The 17,671-nt window shown below is 29.2% G+C and carries 15 protein-coding genes; 6 read left to right on the top strand and 9 right to left on the bottom strand.

The annotated features are described in order from the left end of the window. Positions 1–263: 263 nt before the first annotated feature. The 5 genes from OCU47_RS05380 to OCU47_RS05360 all read left to right on the top strand — a co-directional run bounded on the left by OCU47_RS05380 (position 264) and on the right by OCU47_RS05360 (position 5,741). Complete coding sequence (locus OCU47_RS05380) at positions 264–1,811, top strand: response regulator transcription factor (protein WP_261827568.1); 1,548 nt, start codon at positions 264–266, stop codon at positions 1,809–1,811. Beyond that, positions 1,808–3,610: a cache domain-containing sensor histidine kinase gene (locus tag OCU47_RS05375; RefSeq protein ID WP_261827567.1), complete on the top strand. Its 1,803-nt coding sequence runs from the start codon at positions 1,808–1,810 to the stop codon at positions 3,608–3,610. Before OCU47_RS05380 ends, OCU47_RS05375 begins: the two co-directional genes overlap by 4 nt. After that, positions 3,607–4,296: a DUF624 domain-containing protein gene (locus tag OCU47_RS05370; protein WP_261827566.1), complete on the top strand. Its 690-nt coding sequence runs from the start codon at positions 3,607–3,609 to the stop codon at positions 4,294–4,296. Before OCU47_RS05375 ends, OCU47_RS05370 begins: the two co-directional genes overlap by 4 nt. A gap of 114 nt (positions 4,297–4,410) precedes the next feature. Continuing rightward, entirely contained in the window at positions 4,411–5,115 is a 705-nt protein-coding gene (locus OCU47_RS05365; protein ID WP_261827565.1) for a cytochrome c biogenesis CcdA family protein, read from the top strand. Positions 5,116–5,132: 17 nt separating this feature from the next. Then, a complete protein-coding gene (locus OCU47_RS05360) occupies positions 5,133–5,741 on the top strand; it encodes a redoxin domain-containing protein (protein ID WP_261827564.1) in 609 nt (202 codons plus the stop codon). A gap of 66 nt (positions 5,742–5,807) precedes the next feature. On the opposite strand, the gene fucO is transcribed toward OCU47_RS05360, so the two are convergent. The 4 genes from fucO to rhaB all read right to left on the bottom strand — a co-directional run bounded on the left by fucO (position 5,808) and on the right by rhaB (position 10,771). After that, positions 5,808–6,962 carry a lactaldehyde reductase gene (gene fucO, locus OCU47_RS05355; protein ID WP_261827563.1) on the bottom strand — a complete coding sequence of 385 codons (1,155 nt, stop codon included), beginning with the start codon at positions 6,960–6,962 and terminating at the stop codon, positions 5,808–5,810. Between the two features lie 131 nt (positions 6,963–7,093). Further along, a complete protein-coding gene (gene rhaD, locus OCU47_RS05350; protein ID WP_261827562.1) occupies positions 7,094–7,912 on the bottom strand; it encodes a rhamnulose-1-phosphate aldolase in 819 nt (272 codons plus the stop codon). Between the two features lie 98 nt (positions 7,913–8,010). Then, complete coding sequence (gene rhaA / locus OCU47_RS05345; RefSeq protein ID WP_261827561.1) at positions 8,011–9,267, bottom strand: L-rhamnose isomerase; 1,257 nt, start codon at positions 9,265–9,267, stop codon at positions 8,011–8,013. A gap of 97 nt (positions 9,268–9,364) precedes the next feature. Then, positions 9,365–10,771: a rhamnulokinase gene (rhaB, locus tag OCU47_RS05340; protein ID WP_261827560.1), complete on the bottom strand. Its 1,407-nt coding sequence runs from the start codon at positions 10,769–10,771 to the stop codon at positions 9,365–9,367. Positions 10,772–11,043: 272 nt separating this feature from the next. Between rhaB and OCU47_RS05335 the strand changes: the two genes are divergently transcribed. Continuing rightward, a complete protein-coding gene (locus OCU47_RS05335) occupies positions 11,044–11,418 on the top strand; it encodes a hypothetical protein (protein ID WP_261827559.1) in 375 nt (124 codons plus the stop codon). A gap of 44 nt (positions 11,419–11,462) precedes the next feature. On the opposite strand, the gene OCU47_RS05330 is transcribed toward OCU47_RS05335, so the two are convergent. The 5 genes from OCU47_RS05330 to OCU47_RS05310 form a co-directional block, all read right to left on the bottom strand. Next, positions 11,463–12,425 carry an AraC family transcriptional regulator gene (locus OCU47_RS05330; protein ID WP_261827558.1) on the bottom strand — a complete coding sequence of 321 codons (963 nt, stop codon included), beginning with the start codon at positions 12,423–12,425 and terminating at the stop codon, positions 11,463–11,465. Between the two features lie 247 nt (positions 12,426–12,672). Beyond that, complete coding sequence (gene galT, locus OCU47_RS05325) at positions 12,673–14,160, bottom strand: UDP-glucose--hexose-1-phosphate uridylyltransferase (RefSeq protein WP_261827557.1); 1,488 nt, start codon at positions 14,158–14,160, stop codon at positions 12,673–12,675. Positions 14,161–14,172: 12 nt separating this feature from the next. Then, on the bottom strand, positions 14,173–15,162 hold the full coding sequence (gene galE, locus OCU47_RS05320) for a UDP-glucose 4-epimerase GalE (protein ID WP_261827556.1): 990 nt from the start codon (positions 15,160–15,162) through the stop codon (positions 14,173–14,175). Next, positions 15,162–16,331, bottom strand: coding sequence for a galactokinase (locus OCU47_RS05315; protein WP_261827555.1), 1,170 nt, complete (start codon positions 16,329–16,331; stop codon positions 15,162–15,164). Before OCU47_RS05315 ends, galE begins: the two co-directional genes overlap by 1 nt. Positions 16,332–16,548: 217 nt before the next feature. Beyond that, a complete protein-coding gene (locus OCU47_RS05310) occupies positions 16,549–17,538 on the bottom strand; it encodes a LacI family DNA-binding transcriptional regulator (protein WP_261827554.1) in 990 nt (329 codons plus the stop codon). Between the last annotated feature and the right edge of the window lie 133 nt (positions 17,539–17,671).

Below are 17,671 nucleotides of genomic sequence, written 5' to 3'. Positions count from 1 at the left end.
TTAGCAAATCTTTTTTTTAGTAAATTTATTTACTTTGGGTAAAATTTTATTGTCTATTTTCCTATTATCAAAAAATAAACAATAAAATTTTTTTATTTTTTATTTTTGCTTTTTGGTGTATACTACAAATATGACTATGTTTTTTAAGCTATTTTTTACATTCTTATACAAAAGATAAAAATGTACACTATAAAAAGCATATTTTTTGCTACAAAAATTTTTACTATTTTTTTATATTATTTTACTTGTTAGGAGGTAATCTAATGATTAATTTATTAATCGTAGATAATGAAATTTTTACTCGTGAAGGGATTATAGAAATGCTTCCTTTAGAAGCTCTTGGTATAACCCACACTAGACAAGCTTATGATGGAATTGACGCATTGAATGTTGCTAAAGAGTTTGTACCTGATATACTGTTAACTGATGTTAGAATGCCTCGAATGGATGGTATAGAGCTAGCATTTGAAATAAGAAAGTTATATCCTGACTGCTCAATAATCTTCATGAGCGGCTATTCAGATAAGGAGTATTTAAAAGCAGCTATAACGCTAAAAGCAATTACTTATGTTGAAAAACCAATTGAACTTGATGAACTTGAAACTGCAGTTAAAAATGCAATTTTAGAGAACTCAAAATCTAAAACACTAAACGATAGCATTGAAAATAAAATAGCTTCGGAAATTAGTAAAGATTATTACAATCATAATATAGAAGATATTATTAATTCTTTTATTTCCAAAGAAATGAGGGACGCGCTAAACAAGGCATTTTTCTTAACAGTTTCTTTAAAAATGCAAACTCCAATTAAAACTTCTAATGAAGGAATAATTCGAAGTATAAAAGGAATTTGTTCCTTATATTGTTTTTCATCTTTTGTATCTATAAAGGATGAAAATGAAATAATTCTTCATCTTTTCTTTACCAAAAATGATAAGGATTACATAAATCTTCAATCTACCCTATATAATGCATTGTTTATATCTATAGGTGAATATTTGTCAAAACACTCAAATTACTATATTTGTGTTGGCAAAATTGTTCCTAAAATAAATGAAGTTTCAACTTCATACGAAATAGCTTCTAAAATGTGTACTTATACTTTCTTTTATGATTATAATTCTATAATATTGCCATCAGATAACATCACTAGCAATTATATGATGAATGAAACCATTTATAATGAATTTGACAAATATCTTCATAAAGAAGATAAGCAGAACTTAATTCTAATAATAAAAAATTTAACTTCTGAAATCAGAAAGTTTCCTGGAACATCAGCTAGCTCTATTAAAGATATATATTACAGATTGTGTTTGAAAATATTTGAATTTTCTGTTGATAGAAATATATCAACTAATGAAAATATGAACTCCAATCATGTTTTTGACGAAATATTAAAATGTCCTAACATTTTTGTACTAGAAAACTTTTTAATAGATAAAATCAATGAATTTTTCATTATTTTGAATGAAAAAACCTCAAAGAACAATCCTGTTTTATCTGTTTTAGAATATATACACAATAATTATTCCGATCCTAATCTTTGTTTAGAACAAATTAGTAAGAACACTTATCTTACTCCAGCATATATTTGTGTTATTTTTAAAGATTATACTTCTACAACTGTAAACAAATATATTAACGAGTATAGAATTGAAAAATCAAAACTCTTTCTAAAGGATTCTAATATAAAAATGGGGGATGTTGCTGAAAAGGTAGGCTATAGCGATGGAAATTACTTTTCTAAAATTTTTAGAAAGGCAACTTCATATTCTCCATCCGAATATAGGAGGCACTTTTCTAAATGATATTTATGTTTATAAGAAAATTAGTAAAGAAATATAAATCTAAGCTGCTTAATCAATTTATGTTTATATATTCAATACTTATAATAATTCCTTTAACAATATTATTTACTTATACCTACACAAAAATGTCATCAATGATTGAAGATAACATTATAACTTCAACACAACAGGCTTTTGATCAATCTTATTCTTATATAACTTATAAGTTATATAGAATATTTAATACGTCAAACTCCATGGTTATAGAAAATAATTTAACTTCAATACTTAGAAAGGATCCAAAAAATTATCCTCTTAATGAGCAAATTGGGGATCTATATTCTTTAAGAAATATACTATCCTCTTACGAAAATAATGTGGATATTTTCAAAATACACTTATATGTAAATAAAGATTTCATATACTCAAATGAAGGTGAAACTATTTATTCTATGGCACAACTGGCTGGTTCTAAGTGGCTTAGTAAAGTTAACGGAGAAAATAGTAGATATTTTTGGTGTCCAGCTTCTTATTTAGGAAATGACTCTGATGAACTTCTTTGCCTTGGAAAAACTATTGTTAATCCAGATAACTTTTCTGAAAACATAGGATACCTTATAATTAACTTTAAGAAAAGTGACTTAGAAGGTATAATAAGTAAGATTAACTCTATAGATGGAAGTTTGAGTTGTATAGTTAATGATAAGGGAGACTTAATAGCTTCATCAAATGCTACTACTTATAAAAAATATAAAGATGTTGTAAATAAGATAAAACCAAATGGTGATACCACTCTAAGTAAGATTAATATTCATAATAACTCTTTGTTTGTTCAAAGTGCAAATATTAATAAAACAGACTGGCGCATTATCAACATTGTTCCATATAGTGAAGTAAGTTCTAAGATAAATACTCAGAGAATAGTTCTTATAATTATAGTAATTATTTTTGGAGGAGCTTCTCTTGCAGTAGGTTTTTACTTCTTTAATTCTATAAACAAGCGTTTGTCTAAGGTAATAAAAGGCATGAGGGAACTTCATACTGATACTCTAGATAATTTTATTGAAAATGATAGCGATGATGAACTTGGTGAACTGATTAACAACTACAACTATATGCTAGCTAAAATGTCGATACTAGTAGAAGAACAATATAAGTCTGGTAAAGCCATTAAAAATGCTGAATTAAAAGCTCTTCAGTCTCAGATAAATCCACACTTTTTATATAATACATTAGATATGATAAATTGGATGTCTTATAAAAATATGAATTCTGAGATAAGCTTAGCAGTAAAAAGTTTAGCAAAATTTTATAAACTTTCATTAAATAAGGGTAAAGATATATCCTCGATTGAAGATGAAATAGCTCATGTTTCAGCCTATGTTCAAATTCAAAATATGAGGTACAGCAATAGAATATCACTTGAAATTGATGTAAACTTTGATACTAAAAACTATAACATTCCAAAAATCACTCTTCAGCCAATAGTTGAGAATTCTATTAATCATGGAATTTTTGCTAAAGGTGAAGTAAATGGAAAAATACTTATTACAGGCTCTATAATTAACAATGATATATACTTAAAAGTTATTGATGATGGTATTGGAATTAAAGAAAGCGAGCTTCCTTACATTTTATCTCCATCAGAAGAATCAAATTCTAAAGAATTTAAATCTAAAGGTAGCGGATATGGAATTAAAAATATTAATGAGAGATTAAAACTTTATTATGGTGAAAATTATGGTCTTTCTTATAGTAGTATCTATGGACAAGGAACTACTGTTACTATTAAACTACCTATAATTCAGGAGGAACTATGAAAAAAGAATTTTACGATAAACCAATTTATACAATAACAAATTATTTTACTAACTTTGTAGCAAGCAGCATCTATTTGGCTGTTTGCAATATACTTCTTATATTATTTTTTGTTCTTACAGCAATGTCTCCAGATAAATTCAACATATTTTTCTTGTTTATTGCTCTTATCCCACTTGGCCCATCATTGGGTGCATTATACTCTACAATTAGTAAACTGCTACGTGAAAAGGATATATATTTTTCTTCATACTTTTGGAATACTTATAAGAAAAACTTTGTATCCTTCTTAAAGTTATGGATGGTGGAACTAATAATATTAACTATATTATTTATTGACTTTCAATATTTCTATTTACATATGTCACAAACAGGTATCTATGTTGTTTTTGTTGTATTAATGGTAATAACACTTTTAATTGGCTTATATGCCTTTCCTATAGCTTCTAGATTTGAGGTTAAATTAAAGGATGTATTTATTTTATCAATCTATTACGCAATAAAAAAATTTCCTATAACTATACTTAAGGCTATTGTTATTTTCTTAATCTATTACTTATCAAAAAATCTTTCAATATTATTTTTGATCTTCATGCCAAGTATAATTTGCTCTATATTCTATTTCTATGATAGAAACCTTTTAAAAGAGCTTGAAGATAGATTTGTAGCATCTGACAATAACATTTAAGTGTAAAATTCAAATATAAATGAAGATTTTATGTGACTAAATTACATAAAATCTTCATTTTTTTATTATATAATATTAATAATTATAATGTTATTAAATTGGAGGTACACATCCTTGAAAGATATATCAATACTACTAGCTTTCTCTGCAGGTTTTTTATCATTCTTATCTCCCTGCGTTCTTCCTTTGATTCCTGCATATATAAGCTACTTAACAGGTTCATCAATAGAGGAATTAAAGACTGGTAAACCTAAGCTTTTTACTATATATAAATCACTAGGCTTCGTTATAGGATTTTCTATAATATTTATACTAATGGGAGTTTCCATAACTTCTATCGGAAAACTATTAATAACCCATAAAGATATCTTTAGAAAAATTGGTGGAATACTCATCATTGGTTTTGGTTTACACACAATGGGTGTATTTAAAGTAAAATTGCTTTATCATGAAAAAAGATATCTCAACATTAATAAAATTAAAGGACCCTTCAGTTCAATAATAATGGGAATGGCTTTTGCAGCTGGTTGGACGCCTTGTATTGGTCCTATACTATCATCAATACTGATTTATGCCACAAGTATGAACTCTATTGGAAAAGGCATTATGTTGTTAGTAATGTACTCGATAGGGTTGGCTGTTCCATTTATAGTTACATCTATACTTATAGAAAATTTTATAAAATATATCAGAAAATTTTCAAAATACTTACCTGTAGTCTCTATAGTAAGTGGAATTCTAATGATAATAATGGGTATATTAGTTTTTATAAATAAATTGGCTATCTTAAGCCAATATTCAAGCTTTATTAACTTTTAAATTAAGGAGAAAATGATATGAAAAAATCAATAATTGCAGTTCTTTTAGCCCTGCTACTTATGCTTATTTCAATTTCTACAATAAATAAATATAATGCCTCAAAATCAAAAAATAATCAACCAACAGAAAATTCAACCACTAAAAATAATCCTACCGAAGCAGTGCCTAACACAGATGCAGATAATAAAACCAATAGTATTGATACTAATCATCTAAAAACTAAAGCAACAGATTTCAACTTAACAGACTTAACAGGAAATAGAGTATCTTTAAGTGATTTAAAAGGAAAGAAAGTATTTCTCAACTTTTGGGCCACTTGGTGCCCCCCTTGCAAAGCAGAAATGCCTGAAATTGAGAGATTATATCAAGAAACCAAAAGTAGCCATCTAGTAATTGTTGCTGTAAATATAGGCGAATCCTCTGGTACTGTTAGTTCTTTTGCTAAAAGCCATAACTACAATTTCAAAATACTCCTAGATTATGATCAAAGCGTTGCAGCGAAATATAATATCTCATCAATTCCAGCATCTTATTTCATAGATGCTGATGGAAATATAGTTTCTCAGCACATAGGAGCTATGGATATTAATCAAATGAAGGAATATATAAACGCTTTAGGTAAATAAATTTTCATTTCTTAATGTAGACTATAAATACAAAAGGGTGAGCAAAACTGCTCACCCTTTAAAAGCTTATTTAAAAGCTTTTTTATAAACTTCTAATATTTCTTCAACGTTTGTATCTCTTGGATTACCTGGAGTACATGCATCTGCAAATGCTGATTCTGAAAGTGCTTGTAAGTCTTCTTCCTTAACTCCAATTTCACTTAATACTTTAGGGATTCCAACATCTTCTGAAAGTTTTTTAACTGCATCTATAGCTGCTTTTCTATATTCTTCTTGAGACATGCTATCTACACCTTGAACTCCCATTGCTCTAGCTATTTCTCTATATTTTTCTCCAGTAGCTTCTGCATTATATTCCATAACATATGGTAAAATTACTGCATTTGCAATTCCATGTGGAGTATCATAAAAAGCTCCAAGTGGATGTGCCATTCCATGAACAATACCAAGTCCTACATTACTAAAACCCATACCTGCAACATATTGTCCAAGTGCCATATCTTCTCTTCCCTTAGGTTCATTGTTTACTGCACTTCTAAGAGAACGTCCTATGATTTCAATTGCTTTTAAATGTAATGTATCTGTTAACTCCCAAGCACCCTTAGTGATATATCCTTCGATTGCATGAGTTAAAGCATCCATACCAGTAGCTGCAGTTAAACCTTTTGGCATTGATGACATCATTTCAGAATCAACAACTGCTATAACTGGTATATCATGTGGGTCAACGCAAACGAACTTACGCTTTTTTTCTTCATCAGTAATTACATAGTTAATTGTTACTTCTGCTGCAGTTCCTGCTGTAGTTGGTACTGCTATAATATCTACAGATTTATTTTTTGTTGCTGCAACACCTTCAAGACTTCTTACATCTGAGAATTCTGGATTCTTTATAATTATACCAATAGCTTTTGCAGTATCTATAGATGAACCTCCACCTATTGCTAATAAGTAATCTGCTCCTGAAGCTTTAAATTTTTCTATACCAGCTAAAACTACATTTATAGTTGGATTAGCTTTTACTTCATCAAAAATTTCAAAAGCTAAGTTGTTTTTTTCTAGTAATTCTGTAACTCTAGTAGCCACATTAAACTTTATTAAATCTTTATCAGTTACAACTAAAGCCTTTTTATAACCTCTTACCTTTGCTTCAGTAACAATATTTTCTATTGCACCTGCGCCTATATAGCTTGTCTCGTTTAAAACCATTCTGTTTGCCATAATGTAAATCTCCTTTTTAAATTTTATTATTTTCTTTAATGCAGAAATATATAAATATCTAAATATATACATATAAAAATAGTTCTATATGTATATATTTGCAATCCATTGTTTTTGTTATTAAATAGTTATTACTTTAAGTACTCTTCTGAAATACTAACGTTAAAGTCTTTTGCTAAATCTCTAAAGTTTTGAGAAGTTATTGTTTGCTTCTTTCCACCCATAGATAATACTTTTACTAAAATTTCAGCTGACTTTTCTACAGTATCCATAAGTCCGAAAGTTAAATCCAAAGTTTCTCCTGAGCAGAACATTCCATGATGAGCCCAAATTACAACGTCATGATCACCCATTAACTTACCAGTAGCCTCTGCTATAGCAGCTCCACCTGGAACCATCCATGGAACTACACCAATTCCACTTGGGAATACTACTGGACATTCTGTTGCCATTTCCCATAATTCTCTTGTAAATACAGCTCCATCTAAAGGTAATACAAATGTTAATGATATTACATTTGTTGTATGAGAGTGCATTATAACTCTGTGAGCTCCATTTGTCTTTTCAAATTTTATTGAATGACTCATTAAATGTGAAGGTAACTCACTTGTTGGTCTAGCATTGTTAGTTAGTCCCCAAACTATTTTATAGTTCTCTCCCTTCTCATCAATCTTAATTATTCCTGCATTTTCTTCTAAGCAAACTGTCATATTTCTTATGAACTTTCCACTTCCTGTTACTAAGAAATATTCATTTGCTAAGTTTTTAACAGTAACCCCTATTGGAGTATAGGCTGCATCTTCATTGATAAATTCTTTAACTCCTGCAACTTCTTCTTCAGTTAATCTATAAGTTATGTTTCCGCCGTTTCTTTCATGCCATCCTTTTAACCAAGCATCTTCAGTTATCTTCTTAAAATTTTGTACAAATTTCATATCTTCTATAGACATATTTCTTACCTACCTTCATCTTAGTATTTCTTAATTTTATTTTAATTCTTAATTTTAATTTCTATTTTAATTCTTGTTTTTAGTAAATATTATTAAATCTAGTTTCTCTTAGATAGTTCTGTTTTCTCATATTCCTTAACATCATTAATCCAAGCTTCTCCAACTGGCACATTATTCTTTTCACAATAGTAATTCCAAATATCTCCCATTGGATAAGTTTTGAATTCTTCCATTAGAGCTAATCTTTCTGTAAAGTTTCCTTGATCTTGTAGCTCTCTTAGTTTTTCATTTGGTATTAACATAGCATTTAATAATGCCTTTATCATGTTTCTTGATCCAATTGTCCATGCAGCTATTCTATTGATACTTGCATCAAAGAAGTCAAGACCTATAATAACTCTGTCTAAAGCATCATTTCTTACGATTTCCTTAGCAATTTCTTTAAGTTCATCATCATAAACTACAACGTGGTCTGAATCCCATCTTACTGGTCTACTTACATGAAGTGCCACTTTTTCATCAAATAATAACATTGCTGAAAGCTTATCTGATACAACTTCTGTTGGGTGGTAATGTCCTGTATCCATTAATGATAATATGTCATTCTTAGCTGCATAGTTTAAGTAGAATTCGTTTGAACCTACTGTATAAGCTTCTGCACCTATACCAAATACTTTTGATTCAACACAGTCAAGGTTGTATTTCTTATCAATTTTTACGCTAAATATCTCATCTAAAGATTCTTTAAGTCTTCTTCTTGGTCCTAATCTGTCACTTGGGATATCCTTATAACCATCTGGAATCCAAAGATTTGTTAAACAAGTTTGACCAAGCTCTTTACCAAAGTATTCTGCAATTTTTCTTGAAGCAATTGCATGCTTTATCCAGAAATCTCTTATTGCTTTATCTGGATGAGAAAGTGTCAATCCATCAGCAGCCTTTGGATGTGAGAATATTGTTGGATTGAAATCTAATCCTAAACCTCTTTCCTTTGCCCAGTTAACCCAGTTCGCAAAATGTTCTGGTTTTATTTCATCTCTATCTACAAATTCACCGTTAGTTTCTAAGTAGATTGCATGAAGGTTAACCTTATGTTTTCCTGGGATTAAGCTTAAGGCTTTATCTAAATCCTTTCTTAGTTCCTCAGCATTTCTTGCTGCACCTGGATAGTTACCATTACATTGGATTCCTCCAGATAATGCATTTTGTGCTACTTCAAAACCTTTTACATCATCACCTTGCCAGCAATGAATTGATATTTTCACCTTATTTAATTCTTCTAAAACTTTATCTACATCTATTCCCCATTTTTCATATTCTTTCTTTGCTAATTCATACTTTTCCTTAACGTTCATTTTAATGCCTCCTATTATAATTTAAATTTCTTATCCTTTGTTTTTGTCTATTAATAAGTTAATTTATTGAATTAGAATAATTTTTTTAACATCACTCTTATTGGTTTGCTTTAAATACTTTAATATCAAAGGATTCTTTTATGGCTTGTCTTGCTTCTCCCAAATCTTTAAAAACATCATTGCTTATTAATTGAGCAACAATATTTCCTATAGCAGTAGCTTCTACAGGGCCTGCAAATACTTCTTTTCCAGTAACCTTTGCCACTAATTCATTTAATAAATTGTTTTGACAACCGCCTCCAAAGATATTAATTCTCTTAAATTCTTTTTCAAATATATCTTCTAAATTTGAAACGGCCTTCTTATAGCAATGAGCCAAACTATTGAACACACATTGAGCTATCTCTCCAACTTCTTGAGGAACTCTTTGATTTGTTTCTATACAGAATAATTTTATTTCCTCAATCATGTTTTCAGGTTTTAAGAATCTATCATGATCCACATTTACTATTGAAGGGAAGTCCATATAATTCCTTGCTAAGTCTACTAATTCAACAAAGGAATACTTATTATCCAAGTTTCTTCTAACTTCTTGAATAACCCAAAGTCCCATTATATTTTTTAAGAATCTATATCTGTAATCTATTCCGCCTTCATTGGTGAAGTTATACTCCATCGCTTGAGGCACACAAATTGGAAATCTGTTTTCAACTCCAATTAATGACCAAGTTCCTGAACTTAAATAGATACTGTCACTGTCATTACATACAGATGAAATAAAGGCTGAACCTGTGTCATGAGTTGCAGGAAGAATTACCTCCATATCAAAACCAAACTCTTCTACTAATTCTTTTCTTAAACTTCCGAGCTTTGTTTTAGGTAGTTGTATTTCCTGGAAAATATCTTTATTGATTCCTAAATCCTCTAGTATTTTATGATCCCAAGTTCTATCAAAAGAATTTACAAGTTGTGTTGATGTTGCATTTGTATATTCATTGACTTTTTTTCCTGTAAGCAAGAAATTCAAATAATCTGGGACCATTAGAAAAGTCTTAGCTTTTTCTAAAATTTCAGGATTATCCTTTTTTATGGCCATTAGTTGATAAATTGTATTAAATCTTTGAAACTGAATTCCAGTATATAAATACAACATATCTTGTGGAATAGTCTTAAAAGCTTCTTCCATCATTCCTTCTGTTCTGTCATCTCTATAAGCAACAGCATTTCCAAGCATGTTATCACTTTCATCCAACAGTACAAAATCAACTGCCCAAGTATCAATTCCTATGCTCTTGGGTATTTTACCTATTTCCTTGCACTTCTTAATGCCTGTTTTTATATCCTTAAACAATTGTTGAATGTTCCAACAATATTCATTTCCTATTTTACTGATTCCATTTTCAAATCTATAGATTTCTTCTAAATTTATCTTTCCATCTTCAACTGAACCTAATATATGCCTTCCACTGGAAGCCCCTATATCTATGGCTAAATAGTACTCCATAGCTATCCTCCTGTTCTTTTGTATTACTTTATAATCAAATTATATGATATTAAGTAATCGTTTTTAATATCTAGGTTTGTCTAATTTATTATCCTTATTTGCAATTTCGCATATAAAATCCTCTTACAAATCATATTTAGTTATTCACATTTCTCCATACTTAATTGATTCAAAATTAAACTTGTAAATTATTGAAATTGTATACAATCAAGTGTATAATAAATTGTAACCTAAACAAATATTTTACACATATATAAAAGGAGCTTCCTATTATGATAATTAGAGAATCTTTTCCTATCAGTTTTGAAAACAGAGAAATTTGGGTTGGTTGTTTTGATGGTTTAGGAGATAAATCTAAAATTGTGAAAATAAAATTTTTAGAAGAATATAAAGAAATTAAACTCCCATCATCACCTGCTCTTATAGCTATGAATGTTTATGGAACTGTTATTACATGTGAATTAGCTGAAATTTTTATCAATACATTGAACCGCAATGAAAAACTTATACGAAAAGTTGCATTTTCCGGTCTCACAAAAGAAGGCTTAAGAAATATAAAATCTTATATAAAAACATCAAATGTACAATTAAATTTTGCCATAAATTATTTTGATGATTTTGAAGAAGCAAAGGAATGGCTTATTTAAAATATGCATGAAAGCAAAAACTGGATTTGCAGCAATATCACATATTACTGTAAATCCAGTTTGTATTCTCTTGGTGTTATCCCAAATTTATTTTTAAATATCTTATAAAAATATGTGGGATTCTCATATCCTACAAGTTCTATTATTTCTATTACTGAATAATTAGTTGATTTTATAAGTTCCACTGCTCTACTCAACTTTCTTTCCTGCAACAGTTCTTTGAAAGTCATCCCTGTATGTTTTTTTATAAGCTTACTAAGTTTATAGTCTGGCTGTTTAAGCTTCTCAGACAATTCAACAAGAGTTGCTTTGTTATAAAATTCATCAATATATTTAAGAGTTTGAATTATCATCATCTTTTCATAATTATCTACCGAATATATCTCTATATCCTGGGAATTCTTTATAAGTTCCACAAGCAAAAGTCCAACTAATAATTTTATAGTAGCCTTACTCATTATTGATGGTTCGTATATTTCCATGATTATTTTTTCAAGTAAAATTTGAATATCCTTTCTTTGAGATACCTTAAAATATAAATATTCACCCTCATTATAATCTGTATATAGTGTAGTCAAAAGAAATTTACTGATTATATTTTCTTTATCTAATAAAGATATTATATAATCAAAAAATTCTGGTCTTACTATAAAATTTATAATTATATCCTCTTCCCCGGACTTCACTATCTCATGGGTTATGTATTGATTTAAAAATATCAATTCACCTTTTTCTAAAGTGATTTTTTTGCCATCAATTATTTGAGTAAAGTTGCCTTGATAAACATAATTAAACTCAATATAATTATGTTTATGCTTTGGAAAATCAATAAATCTGGTATGTTTTCTGATATCTATTAACTCTCCCTTGGGTAGTAGTTTATTGCTATCTATAATGAATTTTTCATCATCACTATATATACTCATATTTACGGTTGTGTCACCATTTATAATTTTTAGTTCTTCTTCTGTTAAAGCTATTAGCTTTTCATGAATCTCTTCTTTCATAGTTTGCTCCAATCTGCAAAACACTTTAAGTTTTCCAAATAGTTTTTATATAATTATATAATTTTACAACATAAAAATAAACAGTATACAATATAAACTCTAAATATACAACTTTACATAAATGCAAAATACATTAGTAACACATATATATTACCTAAAAAAATTAGAAGTAAGCTATAATTTATAACTTACTTCTATCAATCATTTTTATATACAAAGAGAAATTAATGTGTGGTTAAAATTTGTTTTAATTTAAGTAATCAATAAATCTCTTAAAACCTGCATCTCCAGCTTCATTTCTCTTATAAACTCCTGCATCTTGAAGCACTCTTAAGAACTTATATCCTGTTTCTTTCTTAACAATATCTTCAGCAGTTTCTTTTGTGATTTCATTAGCATACTTAACTTTTAACTCTTTTGCCCATGGAATATGGTATTCTGCTATTGAATTTTCTGCATCTAGAAGATATTTTGTTACTTCTTTTAATTCAGTTTCAAGTCTAGCTGGTAAAACAGCAAGCCCCATAACTTCAATTAATCCGATATTTTCTTTCTTTATATGTTGTACATCTGCATGAGGATGGAAAATTCCTAATTGATGTTCTCCACTTGTTCTATTATTACGTAATACCAAATCAACCTCATAAAGATTGCCTCTTTTTCTAGCAATAGGAGTTATTGTATTATGTGGAGTTTCATTAGTGAAAGCTAATACTTCACTAGCTTCATCAGAATATCCTCTCCACTTATTTAATATATAATCAGCTGCTTCAACTAATGAATTTATATTTTCTCCTCTTAATCTTATTACTGACATTGGCCATTTAACAGTGGCAAATTTAATATCTTCAAAACCTGCTACGTTAAAATTATAATCATCTTCTGCCTGTGCCATTGGGAACTCATAAGCTCCACCTTGGTAATGATCATGAGTTAATATGGAGCCTCCTACTATTGGAAGGTCTGCATTTGATCCAATAAAATAGTGTGGGAATTTTTCTATAAATCCTAGCAATCTTGCAAATACGTTTTTATCAATCTTCATATCTCTATGTTCACCACATAAAACAATGCAATGTTCATTGTAATATGAGTAAGGAGAATATTGTAAGTACCAGCTTTCATTTAATAAATCCATTGGTATTATTCTGTGATTTGAACGTGCTGGGTGATTTATTCTTCCTACATAACCTTCATTTTCAACGCATAGTAAACATTTTGGATAGTTTGTGCTTTTAGCTTCCTTAGCTTTAGCTATATCCTTAGGATTCTTTTCTGGCTTAGATAAATTAATAGTTATATCTAAATCCCCATACTCTGTTCCTACTTTATAGCTAATGTTTTTAGCTATTCTCTTGGTTTGAATATAGTTATTATTTTTACTTAATCCATAGAAATACTCTGTTGCTCTTGCAGGGCTTTCATCATACTTTGTATAGAATTTTCTTATAACTTCAGATGGTTTGCTCATAAAGCAATTCATAACTTTTGCTGATAATATATCTTTTTCATCTGACAAATCTTCAATTATGTTATTTGCTGCTGCAAAATCAACTAACTCATCTAATATATCAGGGATAGTTTCTTCACCTAATTCAACGTTTCTTTTTTCTATATCTTTCAAATGAAATAAATCCATAACTTGATTTATACAATATATTTCATCTTCTTTTTCAATTAGTTCACTTTCTATAGCTTTAGCAACTAATAATTGAATTTTTTCTTGAAGTTCCATGATTATTCCCCCTTATTTATCAAAACCATTTGGGTTATTCTTATGCCAATTCCAAGCATCTTGAATAATCTTTTCAACAGAAGTCTTCTTTGGAACCCAGCCTAAAATTTCTTTAGCTTTTGCTGAAGAAGCAACTAGCTTACTAGGGTCCCCTGCTCTTCTTTCTCCTAATACTGCTGGTATTGGATGTCCTGTTACTTTTCTTGCAACTTCTATGATTTCCTTTACTGAGAAACCATTGTTACTTCCTAGGTTAAATACATTACTTGTATTTTTATTAAATAAATACTCAAGAGCTAAAATGTGTGCATCTACAAGATCCTCAATATGAATATAATCTCTTACACAAGTACCATCTTCAGTATCATAGTCATCTCCGTAAATAGTTATAGCTTCTCTCTTTCCTAGAGGTACTTGTAAAACTAAAGGAATTAAATGAGTTTCTGGATTATGATCTTCTCCAATTTCTCCAGTCTCCTTAGCTCCAGCGACGTTAAAATATCTTAATGCTACATATTTTATTCCGTAAGCCTTGTCAGACCATTTCATCATTTTTTCCATCATTAACTTAGATTCACCATATGGGTTAGTTGGACATGTTTCTGTTTCCTCAGTAATAGGAATTTGTTTTGGTTCACCATAAGTTGCTGCTGTAGAAGAGAACACTATATATTTAATATCAAATTCATTCATAGCTGATAATAGCACTTCTGCTCCATGAACATTGTTGTTGAAATACTTAATTGGGTTAGTCATTGACTCTCCAACAAGAGAATTTGCAGCAAAGTGCATTACTCCATCAATCTTTTCCTTTGAAAATACTTCTCTTAAGAAATCAATATCTCTTATATCTCCTTCATAGAATTTAGCACCTTCACAGATTGCATCTTTGTGCCCTGTTTGAAGATTGTCTATAACTATAACATCATATCCATTTTGAATAAGTTTGCTTGTAGCATGAGAACCTATATATCCTGCTCCACCTAATACTAAAACGCTCATTATTTTACCTCCTTGGCACCGTCACCAATGTTAGCGATGTAGAAATCAGCCTTATATCCTATTTCCTTTAAGTAAACTTCTCCTACATTCTTAATAAATTCCTCTGTAGAAGTTTTCTTTACTATTGCAATAGCACATCCACCAAAACCTGCTCCAGTCATTCTCGCTCCAAGAATTCCTTCTTGTTTCCATGCTGTTTCAGCTAAAGTATCTAATTCTTTTCCTGTTACTTCATAATCATTCTTTAAAGATATATGAGATTCATTTATTAGTTTTCCGAATACTTCTAAGTTACCTTTATTCAATTCTTCTAATGCATTAACTGTTCTTATATTTTCATAAACTGCATGCTTAGCTCTTTTTAGAATAACTTCATCTGCTATAAGAGATTTATTTGCTTCAAAAGTTTCAGCATCTAACTCTCCTAGAGAATTGATATCAAGCTTTGTTTTGAATATTCTAAGAGCTTCTTCGCATTCTGCTCTTCTTTCATTATATTTTGAATCAGCAAGTTCACGTCTCTTATTAGTATTCATGATTATTATATCGTAAGCATCAAGCTTTACAGGTGCATAAGAGAATTCTAAAGTATTGCAATCAAGTAAAATTGCACAATCTTTTTTACCCATACCAATTGCAAACTGATCCATAATTCCACTGTTTACACCTATATAATTATTTTCTACAGCCTTACCTGCTTTTATTAAGTCAAGCATTTCTACATCTAAATTGAACATTCCTCTTAGTAAAACTCCACTTACAAGTTCAATTGAAGCAGATGAAGAAAGACCAGCTCCGTTTGGAATTTCACCAAAGAATAAAATATCCATTCCTTTATCTATTGTATGTCCTTGATTTTTTAAAGTTTGGATCATACCTTTAACATAGTTTGTCCAATTGTCTTCTTTCTTATAATCAAGATTGTTTAAATCGATTTCAATTTTGCCTAAATTTTCGAAATTCATTGAGTATAATGAACATTTGTTACTATTATTAAAACTTACTACTGCATAAGTTCCTAAAGTGATTGAACAAGGAAAAACATGTCCTCCATTATAATCTGTGTGTTCACCAATTAAATTAATTCTACCTGGTGCAAAGAAAACTCTCTCTGCTTCTTTATTAAAAATATTCTTAAATTGATCTTTTAACATTGCTATAGTACTCATACACTTAACCTCCAATAAGGCTTGTTCAAAAAATAAACAACTTCATCTACTAGTGTATTTGGACTTGTTATTCATTTTCAGACGCCTAAATATTCTATAACATTATAATACATCCGACTTAGTAAAATATCAATACTTTTTAGTAAAATTATTTTTATTTTTTACTAAAATAAAAGAACTCTAAATTAGAGTCCTTCTTAAATAAAATAATATATTTTTAAAATGAGCTATTCCTTACAATCAGCTCGGTTGATAAACTAACCTTTTTAGCAATTGTTCTTCCATTAATTCTTTCTACTAATAATTCTACTGCAGTTTCTCCCATATTTTCAGTAAAAACTTTAACAGAACTTAGAGGTGGATTTAAATATTGAGCCACACTAACATCATTTACTCCTATGATATTAACTCTATCTGGAACCTTAATTCCCTGTTCTATAAGAGCTCTTAACGCCCCAATTGCCATAGTGTCATTTGCTACAAAAAACGCTGTTGGTAACTCTTCCTTTAAATCAACTATAGCTTTTTTCATTAAACTATATCCATCATCTACAGAAAATTTTCCTTCAAAAATATTCTTTTCATTATATAACTTCAGTTTTTTCAAATAACTTTTGAAGGTTAGGTCTCTAACGTCCTCAACATAATTACTTTTATCCTTAAAGGATTCTGTACCACCAATATATCCAATGTTTGTGTGTCCCTTTTTAATATAGTAATCTATTACATTCTTTGTTGCTAATTCAAAATTGGTCACTACAGAATCATAAATATTCTCATTTGGTGAATAATCTACAAAAATAACATTACATTCTTCACTAGTAAATTTCTCAATTTCACTTTTACTAAACTTGCCTACTGCAATTATATTCTGTACATTTTCAGTTTTTATCTCTTCTACATTATCTTGAGTGTAAGCTGCAACACTATAATTTAACTCTTTACACTTTTTCTCTATTCCTAATCTTATAGATAGGTAGTACAAATCATTTAATTCCTCTTCTTCTGTATACCACTTAATCACTGCTATCTTGTTATTATTTTTCTTTTTATTTATGTGCTTATCATAAGAAAGCTCTGCTGCAATTTCAAAAATCTTTTTTTTAGTTTCATTGCTAGTAGACAAAGTAGGATCATAATTTAGCACCCTTGAAACAGTTGAAATTGAAACACCAGCCTTTTCAGCAATATCTTTTATTGTAGCCATTTTAACCTCCGACTATCTGCTTAAGGCATCTTCAAAAATGCCTCATATATTTATTTAACATCTATAATCTAAAATTTATCTTTCAATACCTAAGTAAAATTTTAATTTTTCTTTACTAAAAAGTCAATATTGA

The sequence above is a fragment of the Clostridium sp. TW13 genome (assembly GCF_024345225.1).
Classification (GTDB): domain Bacteria; phylum Bacillota; class Clostridia; order Clostridiales; family Clostridiaceae; genus Inconstantimicrobium; species Inconstantimicrobium mannanitabidum.
The sequence above is the reverse complement of the archived record's forward strand: the minus strand, read 5'-3'. Positions and strand labels throughout refer to the sequence as shown.